Source organism: Stenotrophomonas sp. BR163, assembly GCF_047520985.2.
Taxonomy (GTDB): Bacteria; Pseudomonadota; Gammaproteobacteria; order Xanthomonadales; family Xanthomonadaceae; genus Stenotrophomonas; species Stenotrophomonas sepilia.
In genome coordinates, this window is sequence record NZ_JAXBRE020000017.1 from 37,280 (window position 1) to 49,395 (window position 12,116).

The 12,116-nt window shown below is 68.6% G+C and carries 12 protein-coding genes; 10 read left to right on the forward strand and 2 right to left on the reverse strand.

The window, feature by feature from the left end; genetic code table 11:
- Positions 1-81 precede the first annotated feature (81 nt).
- The 9 genes from ACM0PY_RS14420 to ACM0PY_RS14460 all read left to right on the forward strand — a co-directional run bounded on the left by ACM0PY_RS14420 (position 82) and on the right by ACM0PY_RS14460 (position 7,990).
- The gene (locus ACM0PY_RS14420) at positions 82-1,515 is read left to right on the forward strand and encodes a Do family serine endopeptidase (RefSeq protein WP_180885696.1); all 1,434 of its coding nucleotides are present in this window, start codon (positions 82-84) and stop codon (positions 1,513-1,515) included.
- Between the two features lie 101 nt (positions 1,516-1,616).
- Positions 1,617-1,982 carry a hypothetical protein gene (locus ACM0PY_RS14425; RefSeq protein WP_004153835.1) on the forward strand — a complete coding sequence of 122 codons (366 nt, stop codon included), beginning with the start codon at positions 1,617-1,619 and terminating at the stop codon, positions 1,980-1,982.
- An 8-nt stretch (positions 1,983-1,990) separates the two neighbouring features.
- The gene (locus ACM0PY_RS14430; RefSeq protein WP_004153834.1) at positions 1,991-2,461 is read left to right on the forward strand and encodes a phage holin family protein; all 471 of its coding nucleotides are present in this window, start codon (positions 1,991-1,993) and stop codon (positions 2,459-2,461) included.
- On the forward strand, positions 2,458-2,919 hold the full coding sequence (locus tag ACM0PY_RS14435) for a protein sip-5 (protein ID WP_069138037.1): 462 nt from the start codon (positions 2,458-2,460) through the stop codon (positions 2,917-2,919). Before ACM0PY_RS14430 ends, ACM0PY_RS14435 begins: the two co-directional genes overlap by 4 nt.
- Before the next feature lie 67 nt (positions 2,920-2,986).
- Entirely contained in the window at positions 2,987-4,096 is a 1,110-nt protein-coding gene (locus tag ACM0PY_RS14440; protein WP_072168716.1) for an AI-2E family transporter, read from the forward strand.
- A gap of 31 nt (positions 4,097-4,127) precedes the next feature.
- Positions 4,128-4,847: an HAD family hydrolase gene (locus ACM0PY_RS14445; RefSeq protein ID WP_134971637.1), complete on the forward strand. Its 720-nt coding sequence runs from the start codon at positions 4,128-4,130 to the stop codon at positions 4,845-4,847.
- A gap of 3 nt (positions 4,848-4,850) precedes the next feature.
- On the forward strand, positions 4,851-6,218 hold the full coding sequence (locus ACM0PY_RS14450) for a leucyl aminopeptidase family protein (RefSeq protein WP_134971638.1): 1,368 nt from the start codon (positions 4,851-4,853) through the stop codon (positions 6,216-6,218).
- 135 nt (positions 6,219-6,353) lie between these two features.
- Positions 6,354-7,457, forward strand: a complete 1,104-nt coding sequence (locus ACM0PY_RS14455) for a catalase family peroxidase (RefSeq protein ID WP_134971640.1) — start codon at positions 6,354-6,356, stop codon at positions 7,455-7,457.
- Complete coding sequence (locus ACM0PY_RS14460) at positions 7,454-7,990, forward strand: cytochrome b (protein WP_111201148.1); 537 nt, start codon at positions 7,454-7,456, stop codon at positions 7,988-7,990. Before ACM0PY_RS14455 ends, ACM0PY_RS14460 begins: the two co-directional genes overlap by 4 nt.
- 627 nt (positions 7,991-8,617) lie before the next feature.
- Here ACM0PY_RS14460 and ACM0PY_RS14465 read toward each other — a convergent pair.
- Together ACM0PY_RS14465 and ACM0PY_RS14470 are read right to left on the reverse strand one after the other, a co-directional pair.
- Positions 8,618-9,220: a response regulator transcription factor gene (locus ACM0PY_RS14465; protein ID WP_134971642.1), complete on the reverse strand. Its 603-nt coding sequence runs from the start codon at positions 9,218-9,220 to the stop codon at positions 8,618-8,620.
- Positions 9,217-10,440 carry a sensor histidine kinase gene (locus tag ACM0PY_RS14470; protein WP_180885695.1) on the reverse strand — a complete coding sequence of 408 codons (1,224 nt, stop codon included), beginning with the start codon at positions 10,438-10,440 and terminating at the stop codon, positions 9,217-9,219. Before ACM0PY_RS14470 ends, ACM0PY_RS14465 begins: the two co-directional genes overlap by 4 nt.
- A gap of 327 nt (positions 10,441-10,767) precedes the next feature.
- Between ACM0PY_RS14470 and ACM0PY_RS14475 the strand changes: the two genes are divergently transcribed.
- Complete coding sequence (locus tag ACM0PY_RS14475) at positions 10,768-12,015, forward strand: efflux RND transporter periplasmic adaptor subunit (protein ID WP_180885693.1); 1,248 nt, start codon at positions 10,768-10,770, stop codon at positions 12,013-12,015.
- Positions 12,016-12,116: the final 101 nt, after the last annotated feature.

The following is a 12,116-nucleotide window of genomic DNA, read 5'->3' on the forward strand; positions in this document are numbered from 1 at the left end:
TATCCAGATCGCGACACACTCATTCAGCTTGTTCTACCGTAGGGCCGAACCGCCCCCACCCACGCCAGCGAACCGACAACCATGCGACCGCTTCCCACCCTGCTCACGCTCGCAATCGCCGCCGCCTTCGGTGGCTTCGTTGCCACCGGCATCAATGCCCACCTGGACAACCGTGCCGATGCAGCACCACTGCCGGCGGTGCTGCCGACCACGGCTGCGCTGCCGGCCTCGGTGGCCGGACAGGCAGTGCCGTCGCTGGCACCGATGCTGGAGAAGGCGATGCCAGCGGTGGTCAGCGTCAACACCAAGCAGGTGGTGCGCGTGCGCAACCCGTTCTTCAACGACCCGTTCTTCCGCCGCCTGTTCCCGGACATTCCGCAGGAGCGCATCAACGAATCGCTGGGCTCGGGCGTGATCATCGACGCCAAGGAAGGCCTGGTGCTGACCAACCACCATGTCATCGAGAACGCCGATGACGTGCAGGTGACACTGGCGGACGGGCGCACGGTCAAGGCCGAGTTCCTCGGTTCGGACCGCGATACCGACATCGCGCTGATCCGCATTCCGGCGCAGAACCTGACCGACATCAAGCTCGGCAACAGCGACCAGCTGCGCGTAGGCGACTTCGTGGTGGCCATCGGCAACCCGTTCGGCTTCAGCCAGACGGTCACGTCCGGCATCGTCTCGGCGGTGGGCCGCAGCGGCATCCGCGGGCTGGGCTACCAGAACTTCATCCAGACCGATGCGTCGATCAATCCGGGCAACTCCGGTGGCGCGCTGGTCGACCTGCAGGGCCAGCTGGTCGGCATCAATACCGCCAGCTTCAACCCGCAGGGCAGCATGGCCGGCAACATCGGCCTGGGCCTGGCGATTCCTTCCAACCTGGCGCGCAGCGTGGTCGACCAGCTGGTCAAGCACGGCGTGGTGGTGCGCGGCACGCTGGGCGTGGAAAGCCAGAACCTGACCGCGCAGATCGCGCAGGGCCTGGGCCTGGGCGAAACCCGCGGTGCGCTGATCACCCGCGTGCTGGCCGGTTCGGCCGCCGCCGCAGCCGGGCTGAAGCCGGGCGACGTGGTGGTGTCGGCCAACGGCCAGCGCGTGGACAGCGCCGAGGCCCTGCACAACGTGGAAGGCCTGGCCGCCGTCGGCAGCGCGATGACGCTGGACGTACGCCGCGAAGGCAAGCCACTGCAGATCAAGGCGACGCTGAAGGAACAGGCGCGCGCGGTCACCGGTGAGAGCCTGGACCCGCGCCTGACCGGTGCGACCTTCGTCGACCTGCCCGAGTCACTGCGACAGTCTGGCGTCGGCGGCGTGCTGGTCAGCGAGGTCAAGCGCGGCAGCCGCGCGGCCAGCAACGGTCTGCAGCAGGGCGACATCATCACCGACGCCACCGTGGGTGAATTCGCCGACCTGGCCAGCTGGCGTGCCAATTTCCAGCAACGCCCGCCGACCCTGGTGGTGCGCGTGCTGCGCAACAATGGCCAGCAGCAGGGCCAGCTCGTGATGCGCTGATCGCCCTGCCGTAACACCCCCTATACCCCGGCAATGCTATTGCTGTCCGTCCAGGTCGGCACCGCCGACGCCCGTTCCCCCATCGCAACAGGAGTGATTCGATGAGCCCCACCAATACCGAGAACCTGAAGGAACACCTGGGTGAAGCCGGTTCCCACCTGAAGCAGGCCGCCACGGCCGCCGGCGGTGCGATCAAGGGCGCCACCGGTGCCGCCACCGACGAACTGCGGATCGGCAAGGCCAACGTCAAGGCTGAACTGTCCGACAGCGCGCTGTCCGGCCTGGCCGCTGCCGAGTTTGGTGGTGCCGCCGCCAAGGAGCAGGTCGATGCACTGATGGACAAGGGCAAGGACCTGATCGACAGCGCCGCCGAGCTGATCCGCGAACGTCCGCTGGCCTCGTTCGGCGTGGCCTTCGCTGCCGGCTGGATCATCGCCAAGCTGGCCCGCGGCAGCAGCGACAAGTAAGCCGCGGCGTGAGCGAAGACAACGCGCAAGCCCCTGATCCGGCGGCCACCCCGCCGCTGGATGAGAGCATCCGCCAGGTCGGCGCGGCCGGTCGTGCCGCTGCCGATTCGGCCAAGCACTCGCTGCGTTCGCTGCGCCGGCTGGCCTCGGCCGACTTTGCGCTGGCTCGCAGCGCATTCGGCCGTGCACTGGCCTGGGCCGGGGTAGCGATCGTATTTGGTGCGTCGGCCTGGCTGCTGATGGCCGCCACCCTCATCGCCCTGCTGCAGAGCTGGGGCCTGAGCTGGCTGCAGGCCCTGCTGATCACCTCGCTGCTGAGCCTGGCCGTCACCGGTTATGCGATCTGGCGGGTGTCCTACTTCTTCCACCACACCGGCATGCACGCCACCCGGCGCCAGCTGTCCCGCCTGGGCCTGTTCGATGAGCCCAGCGAAGACGACCCCGATGCCGATGTGCAGCTGCCAGAGGGCAAGCCATGAAGTTCGGTGCGCTGCAGCGGCGGGTGAAGCGCTGCGAACAGGTGGTGACCGTGCGTCTGGTCGAGACCCAGGACCACTGGTCGACGCTCAGCCAGGTCTGGCGCCAGGGCTGGTCGCCACTACGCATCGTGGTAGTGGGCCTGGCCGGTGGCTTCATTGCCGGCAAGCTGGAAATGCCGGGCAAGGTCAACGGTGCGCGCTGGCTGCAGATGGTGGGTTCGGTCTCGAACCTGTTCGCCAGTGCGCAGGCAGCGTTCGCCACGGCGATGGCGGCGCAGGCGGCGGCCACCGCCGACGATGCGGCCGAAGAAGCCGGCGATGCCAGCGAACAGGCACACGCAGCGGCCTCCGCCGCTGAAGCGCGGCCCGCAGCGGCGGCGCGAGCTGTGCCGGAGGCGGAACCGGACCTGCGCGAACCGCGCCCGGCCGAGGCGGCCACCGAACTGTCCGAACGTTGATCCATGGAATCCGCCGCGCCGATGGCGGCCGGCGGATAATGCGCTCCCCTTTCCGGCTGATGCGTCGATGAGCGAGTCCTCCCTGTCCCCGTCACCAGCCGATCCACAGGACCCGGAGGCACCGCTGCCGCCTCCGTCTCGCCCACGCGGGCCGATGTCGCTGGTGGTGCTGGCGACCCTGGCGGTGGGCTACACGCTGTGGGCGGCGCAGGACATCATCCTGCCGGTGCTGCTGGCGATGTTCTTCGCACTGGTCGGCAACCCGATCCTGCGCCTGCTGCAGAAACTGTGGATTCCGCGCGCGCTGGGCGCGCTGCTGATTCTCGGCGCCGGCCTGGGCGTGACCGGTTCGCTGGCGGTGCAATTGATCGGCCCGGCGATGGAATGGGCGCAGGAAGCCCCGCAGCAGCTGCGCAAGGTCGCCCGCCAGGTGCAGGACCTGACCAAGCCGGTGCAGCAGGCCAACCAGGCGGCGGAGAACTTCGCCCGCGTCGCCGGCGGCGACAGCAACCATAAGGTGCAGGTGATCCGCACCCAGCTCGACGACCCGTACCGCATGCTGACCCGCGCGCCACGGCTTGCCGCCTCGGTGCTGGCCGTGGTGCTGCTGACCCTGTTCTTCATGATCTACGGGCAGAGCCTGCAGCGCGCGGCGATCGCGCTGTTCCCGAACCGCCAGCAGCAGCGCTTCACCGCCGACATCCTGCGGTCGATCGAGCGCGAAGTCTCGCGCTATGTGCTGACCATCAGCGTGATCAACACCCTGGTCGGGCTGGTGTTCGCCGGCGTGCTGATGCTGCTCGGCATCGGCCTGCAGGAGGCGCTGCTGTGGGGCACGGTGGCCGCGCTGCTGAACTTTGCCCCGTACGTCGGTCCGCTGATCGGCGTGGCACTGATGCTGCTGATGGGCTTCGTGGAATTCCGCGACCCGCTGCAGGCGCTGCTGCCGGCGGCCGCGTACCTGGCCCTGCACACTCTGGAAGGGCAGATGGTGACCCCGATCGTGCTGGGCCGGCGCATGAAGCTGTCGCCGCTGGTGCTGATCCTGGCGCTGATGGTGTTCGGCTGGGCCTGGGGCATGATCGGCCTGCTGCTGGCGGTGCCGCTGCTGGTCTGCATCAAGCTGGTGCTGGCACGGCTGGAAGGCATGCAGGGCTGGGCACGGCTGCTGGAATGAAAGCCCGCGCGGGCAGGCGTAGAATGGAGGGGTGAATTTCCCCGTCCAAGCCATCACTCTCGACCTTGACGACACGCTGTGGCCGTTCGCTCCGATCGGCGCCCGCATCGATCTGGTCCTGCACGAGTGGATGCGTGAACACAGCCCCGCCACCGCCGCGATGTATCCGGTGGCGGCGATGCGCGAACTGCGCGAGCGCCTGTACCACGCCCATCCGCACCTCCACCACGACCTGAGCGCGCTGCGTCGGCTGACCCTGCACGAAGCGCTGCACGCCAGCGGCGCCAGCCTCGATCTGCTGGAGCCGGCGTACGAAGTGTTCTACGCCGCGCGCAACCAGGTCGAGTGCTATCCCGATGCGATCGATGCGCTGGCGAGGATTGCCGCGCGGGTGCCGGTGGCAGCGCTGAGCAACGGCAACGCCGATCTGGAGCGGATCGGCCTGGCGCATCATTTCGCCTTCCAGCTGGGCGCGCGCGAACACGGCGCGGCCAAGCCGGAGGCAAGCATCTTCCACGCCGCCTGCACCCGACTGGGTGTGGCGCCGGCACAGGTGCTACATGTCGGCGACCACGCCGAAATGGACGTGGCCGGGGCGATCACCGCCGGCCTGCGCGGGTGCTGGATCAACCGCGAAGCAGCCACCTGGACCCATCCGAAACTGCAGCCGGACCTGCAGTTCGACACCCTCACCGGCTTGGCCGACTGGTTGGACGCCAACCTCGACGCCGCCGCATCCCGGAGTACCTGACGCATGAGCGAGATCACTGGTTTCACCGCCGACAGCGCCGCGGCGCTGCCGTTGTACGTGCTGGACCGCGAGCAGTTCGCCGCCTGGAAGCAAGGCCAACCGGCCGCGACCCAGGCCTGGCTGGCCTCGCAGGGTTTCACTGCCGGTGCGCACAGCGTGGCTTTGTTGCCCGGCAGTGAGGGCCTGGCCGGCGCGGTGATCGGTGTCGGTGATCGCGCCGATGCCTACAGCTATGCGCATGCGCCGCACGCGCTGCCGGAAGGCAGTGTCTGGCAGCTGGCCAATGTACTGCCTGCCGCCGAACAGGCGCTGCTGCAGCTGGGCTGGGGTTTGGGCAGCTACCGCTTCGACCGTTACCGCAAGCGTAACCGCGCCCCGGCGCAGCTGGTGGCCGCACCGTCCGGCGAAGTGGCAGACCTGATCGCCGCCAGCCTGCGCGTGCGCGACTGGGTCAACACCCCGACCGAAGACATGGGGCCGCAGCAGCTGGAAGACGCCGCGCGTGCACTGGCCGATGCACATGGTGCGCAGGTCGAGGCGATCACCGGCGATGAACTGCTGAAGCAGAACTTCCCGGCCATCCACGCCGTGGGCCGCGCTTCGCACCGCGCGCCGCGCCTGGTGGTGCTGCGCTGGGGCAAGGAAACCGACCCGGCACTGGTGCTGGTCGGCAAGGGCGTGTGCTTCGATACCGGCGGCCTGGACGTCAAGCCGGCCGACGGCATGCGCAACATGAAGAAGGACATGGGCGGCGCCGCGCATGCGCTGGCCCTGGCCGGCCTGGTGATGGCGCGCGGACTGCCGGTGCGCCTGACGCTGCTGGTGCCGGCGGTGGAAAATGCGATCGGTCCGGATGCGTTCCGCCCGGGCGAAGTGATCGCCACCCGCAAGGGCCTGAGCGTGGAGATCGACAACACCGATGCCGAAGGCCGCGTGATCCTGTGCGACGCGCTGACCTTCGCCGGTGAGCAGAAGCCGGACCTGGTGCTGGATTTCGCCACGCTCACCGGTGCCGCACGCATCGCGCTGGGTCCGGATCTGCCGGCGCTCTTCAGCAACGACGACACTGTGGCGCAGCAGTGGCTGCAGGCCGGCGACGCAACCCGTGACCCGGTCTGGCGCATGCCGCTGTGGCGCCCCTACCTGCGCTATCTGAGCAGCGGCATTGCCGACCTGGCCAATGCCGGTTCGCGCATGGCCGGCTCGGTGACCGCCGCGCTGTACTTGGAGCGTTTCCTCGAAGACGGCCAGCGCTGGGCGCACCTGGACGTGTACGCCTGGAACGACGGCGAACGCCCGGGCCGTCCGGCCGGTGGCGAAGCGCTGGCGCTGCGCTCGGCCTGGGCGATGCTGAAGGCGCGTTACAGCTGATCCGGTGGGTGCCGACCTTGGTCGGCACGCCGTCCCCGGCAAATCTGACGAAAAATTGAATTTCGGCCTCGGCCGGGTTCTGCGAGGATGTGTGGGTCGACCACCCACACGCTCCGTGAAGGCAGGACTCCGACCATGTCGCTCTTCGGCTACACCCGTGCCGGCCAGACGCCGGGCGCACCGCGCAAGCATTCCCCCCTGCTCTGGATCGCGCTGATCGCGCTCATCCTGGGTACCGTGGCGCTGGCCTTCGCCTGGCTGGCCGGCTGGATGGGCGACCGCCTCACCGCGCAGCGCTTCACCGACACCATCGAGGCCACCGGCCCGGCCCATCCGGGCTTCCGCCGTGCACACAGCAAGGGCATCTGCGTAAGCGGCTGGTTCGAACCCAGCGCGCAGGCCCCTACCCTGTCCAGTGCCCGGGTGTTCTCGCAGACACGTGTGCCGGTGATGGGTCGCCTGTCAATCGGTGGCGGCGACCCCTACGGCGCCGACAACACCGCACGCGTGCGCAGCCTGGCGGTGCAGATGGTCAGCGATGATGGCCAGGAATGGCGCATGGCGATGAACAGCTTCCCGTTCTTCGCGGTACCCACGGCCGAGGCGTTCTACGAGCAGACGCGCGCCTCGATTCCCGACCCGGCCACCGGCAAGCCGGACCCGCAGAAGATGGCGGCAGTGCTGGCGAAATACCCCAGTGCGCAGGCGTTCCAGCAGTGGGCGAAGACAGCGCCATGGACCAGCAGCTGGGCCGACACCACTTTCAACAGCGTCAACAGTTTCTGGTTCACCAATGCGCAGGGCCAGAAGCGTGCGGTGCGCTGGCGCTGGCAGCCGCTGGCGCCGGTAGTGGAGATGGATGCGGAAGCGCGCAAGCAGGCCAGCGTCGATTTCCTCAGCCAGGAACTGCAGCAGCGCCTGGCCAACGGCCCGGTGCGCTGGAACCTGGTCGTGACCACCGCCGAGCCCGGTGATGCCATCGATGATCCGTCGGTGCCGTGGCCCGAGTCGCGTGACCAGGTAGTGGCGGGCGTACTCAGCCTGGACCGCATGCAGTCGCAGGAAGAAGGCGCCTGCGGCCAGATCAACTTCGATCCGCTGATCCTGCCCAGTGGGGTGCGCGGCAGTAATGATCCGATCCTGGCGGCCCGCTCGGCGGTGTACTCGCAGTCCTTCAACCGCCGTGAACGCGAGCGTGCCAGCGGCAACGTCGAACAACCGAAGGAGGCCGCACGATGAGTACCGGCAACGGCCACTTCAACCTGCTGGCGCGGGTGCTGCACTGGTCCATGGCACTGATGATCGTCGCCATGCTGTTCATCGGCGTGACCATGGTCGCCTCGCTGCACCTGCGTCCCGCGCTGATCGACCTGCACCGCCCGCTGGGCATCGCGATCCTGTTGCTGGCGCTGCTGCGCCTGTATAACCGGCTGCGCCATCGCCCACCGGCGCTGCCTGCCGACCTGCCGGTCTGGCAGGGGGTAGCGGCCAAGGCCTCGCACTGGATGCTGTACGCGCTGATGCTGGCGATGCCGTTGATCGGCTGGGCGATGCTGTCGGCCGGCGGATACCCGATCGTGCTGTGGGGAGGGCTGCACCTGCCGCCGATCGTGCCGCATACCCCGGCGCTGTATGCCGCGCTGCGCAATGCGCACAGCCTGTTGGCCTATGTGTTGTTCGCCACGGTGCTGATGCATGTGGGTGCGGCGTTGTTCCACCTGTGGGTGCGGCGGGACGGGGTGTTCCAGGCGATGGCGCGCGGGAAGGATTGAAAGGATTCGCCGGGCGTTCCCGGCGGATTGTTTCCGCGACCGCGGGGGGTGTCACTTTTCTTTTCGCGCGAAAAGAAAAGTAACCAAAAGAAACGCGCCGCCAGAGCGCGAGCCGGTGCTGCGCACCGGTGCCCTGTGCTTCTCGGTGAATCAGGGGACGGCGCCGAACTCGCTACGCTCAAACACCGGCGCCTCTTCGCCCCTGATTCCCCTGCGATGCTCGGCTCGCTCAAGGCGGACCCAACATCAAGAGCGACAGCTGCACCCAGTAGATCCACGCCATGCGTGGATGCTGTTGCCGTTGATCTTGACCTTCCAGTCCGCCTTGAGCGAGCCGAGCACCGCAGGTCCGGCGAGGGCGAAGAGGTGCGGGTGTCTGAGCGCAGCGAGTTCCCGCGCCGTCCCTCGACGGACCGAGGAGCGCAGGGCACCGGCGTGCGAAGCACGCCGGCTCGCGGCCGGCGGAGCGCTTCTTTGGTTACTTTCTTGATGGCCCACATCCATGTGCGCCACCCTACGGGCCGGCTACGCCGTTCCACGCTGCTCCTGCAGCGTGGTGCACGAGCAAAGAAAGTGACACCCACCCGCGGTCGCGGAAACGACATCACCAGGAAAGGCAGGCCGCCCCTACAACCACCCTTTCTGCCGCGCCAGCCGGTACGCCTCAATGCGATTGGCCACGCCCAGCTTGCCGATGCACTCGGACAGATAGTTGCGCACCGTGCCGTGCGACAGCCCCAACTGCTCGGCGATCTCGCTGGCGGTACGGCCCTCGCCCGCCAGCCGCAGCACGCGGCGCTCGCGGTCGGTCAGCGGGTCGGCCTGCGACCACGCATCCAGTGCCAGCTGCGGGTCGATCGCACGGATGCCCTGCTTGACCTTGCGCAGTGCCTCGGCCAGGTTCTCGGCCGGTGCGTCCTTCAGCAGGTAGCCCAGCACGCCGGCTTCCAGCGCGCGGCGCAGGAAACCTGCGCGGGCGAAGGTGGTCACGATCACCACCTTGATCGGCAGCTCGTGACGCGCGATGCGCTGTGCAAGCTCCAACCCGGACAGGCCCGGCATCTCGATGTCGGTCACCAGGATGTCCGGCTGCAGCTGCTGCAGCATGCGCCACGCGGTTTCGCCGTCGGCGGCGCTGCCCAGCACTTCGATATCCGCTTCCAGGCACAGCAGCGCCGACAGTGCGCCGCGTACCATCGCCTGGTCTTCGGCCAGCAGGATGCGGATCATGCGGCACCGTCCTGCACCAGCGACGGCGGCACGCCTGGCGGCAGCGGTGTGGTCGCAGCGGCCAGTGGCACGCGCACGGTCAGCACCGTGCCCTCGCCCTTTGCGGACTGCACCTGCAGGCTTCCACCCAGGGCGGCCACGCGTTCGCGCATGCCGCACAACCCATTGCCCTCGGCCTGCACGCCGCCACGACCATCGTCGCGGATCTGCATCGCCAGCATGCGTCCCTCCAGCATGAACTCCACCCGTGCCTGCGTCGCCTGTGCATGGCGCACGATATTGGTCGCGGCCTCGCGCAGCACCAGCGCCAGCCCGCGTTCGACATCCACCGGCATCGCCGGTGGTGGTACGTACTGAAGGTGGACCTGCTGGCATTCCAGCAGCAGCCGCGCCGATGCCAGCTCGCCGGCCAGGTCGCTGGCGCGGATACCGGTGACCGCACTTCGGACCTGCGCCAGCGCCTCGCGGGCGATGGCCTCGGCCTCGCCGATCTCCTGTCGCGCGCGTGCATCACCGCGGTCGTGCAGCTTGCGCGCCAGTTCCAGCTTCAACGTGATCAACGACAGGGTGTGGCCGAGCAGGTCGTGCAGGTCGCGGCCGATGCGTTCGCGCTCGGCGGTGGCTGCGAGCCGCCGCACCTCGTCCTGCGAAAGCTGCAGTGCCGCATCCTTCTGCTGGTTGAGTGCCTCCACGTTCACGACCAGGCCGACGATATAGGACACGGCGGGGATCCAGACCAGGCTCTGCCACGGGTACTGGAACAGCAGGGCGAGGCTGCAGAACAGGAGGTTCAGACCAGTGAGCTGCAGCAGATACTGCCACCAGCCGCCGCGACCGCTCACCCGCAGCAGCACGCAGCCGAACACGAAGTAGGTCAGCCCAGACGGGTACCAGGGCAGCAGCACCAGCGACATCGCGATCAGGCCCAGGGCATAGCGCGGGGCGTGATGGCGCGGCGCCACCATCACCTTGGCGTACAGCAGCAGGAACACCGGATAGCTGGCCAGCGTCAGCAGCAGCCAGCGCAGGGTGAAGCCATGGCCAAGCAAGGGCGTCAGGAAGATCCACACTGACCACAGCAGGTGGATTGCCTCGCCCCAGGGGGACTTTCCCCGGCGCAGCGTCTCGGCCACCGCCGAGTCGGGCGCGGGGCGCAGCAGCGAGGCAAGCCAGATGGACGGCACAGGCGGTTCCAGGCGGGGACGATCGCCGCCGATCATGCCAGTTCAGCCGCCTGCGCGCAGGCGCCACCGTCGGCTGGGCGGCACCGGCGCAACCGAGCGCAGATCACGGTACGCTTGGCGGCGCCGCTGCGGCGGGCCGGCAATGGGGCGATCGGATCCATGGGCAGTACCGGTAGCGGGAACGTTGCCATCCTGTGCCGCCGTGGTCACATTTCGCAGTTGCCGCCGTCAGTGTCATCGGATGACAGCTGTCACTGCCGTCTTCGCTGTGCCTGCCTTCATGCTGTGCCGCACGCTCCACCGCCGGAACCGCCGTCGTCCGCGCTTCCGGCCACACCCGCCCGAACGCATGTGATGGAACGAATGAACGCTTCTGCCGAGCTGTTGAAGGAACTCCGTATCGACCGCAAGTCGCCGCCGCCGGCCGCCGGAGGCAATGGCGGTGGCCGCCGCGGGTTGTGGATCGCGATCATCGTGGTCGTGCTGCTGATCGCCGCGGCCGTGGCCTACCTGTTCGGTCGCGCACCGGCCGTAGAGGTGGAAACCGCTCCCGCCGTGGCCATCCAGCAGGGCAGCGCCAGCAGCTCGGTGCTCGACGCCAGTGGCTACGTGGTCGCCCGGCGCATGGCCACGGTATCGGCCAAGATCACCGGCAAGGTGCGCGAGGTGATGATCGAAGAAGGCATGCGGGTCGAGGCTGGCCAGGTGATGGCCACGCTCGACCCGATCGATGCCGACGCGCAGCGCAGCCTGTACGCCTCGCAGCTGCAGGCCGCACGCAGCCAGGTCGCCGGGCTGGAGGCGCAGCAGAGGCAGGCCGCCGCCGAAGCCAGCCGCCTGCAGGCGCTGGTTGGCCAGCAGCTGGTCTCGCGCTCGCAGTACGACCAGGCCGTGGCCCAGCGCGACAGCCTGCGTGCGCAGCTGGATACCGCGCAGCGCAACGTCAAGGTTGCCAACGACCAGCTGGCCATCGCCGATCTGGGCGTGGACAACAACATCGTGCGCGCGCCGTTCTCCGGCGTGGTCACCGCCAAGGCGGCGCAGCCCGGTGAGATCGTTTCGCCGCTGTCGGCGGGTGGTGGGTTCACCCGTACCGGCATCGGCACCATCGTGGACATGGACTCGCTGGAGATCGAAGTCGAGGTCGGCGAGGCCTTCATCGGCCGCGTGCAGCCGAAGATGCCGGTGGAAGCCACGCTCAACGCCTACCCGGAATGGAAGATTCCCGGCGAGGTGATCGCCATCATCCCCACCGCCGACCGCGGCAAGGCCACGGTGAAGGTGCGCGTGGCGCTGAAGGTGAAAGACCCGCGCATCGTGCCGGAGATGGGCGTGCGGGTCAGCTTCCTGGAACAGGCGCAGCCGCAGGCCGCGGCCAAGCCGCAGGGCGTGCGGGTGCCGGGCGGCGCCGTGGTCCAGCGCGACGGTGCCTCGGTGGCCTTCGTGCTGGGTGACGGGAACCGCGTGCAGCAGCGCACGGTCGAGGCCGGCCAGGCGATGGGCAAGGACCGCCAGATCCTCAAGGGCGTGAGCGCAGGTGAGCCGGTGGTGGTGAACCCACCCGATACCCTGCGCGATGGCGCCAAGGTGCAACAGAAACAAGCGCAGTAACGGCCTGGCGCCCGTGGGCGCGGCCGGCAGCATCGCTCGACGCACGCCTGCGGCCACCGCAGGTGCGCTTCCCCGTTTCCCGCTTCCCGTGGAGAACCACC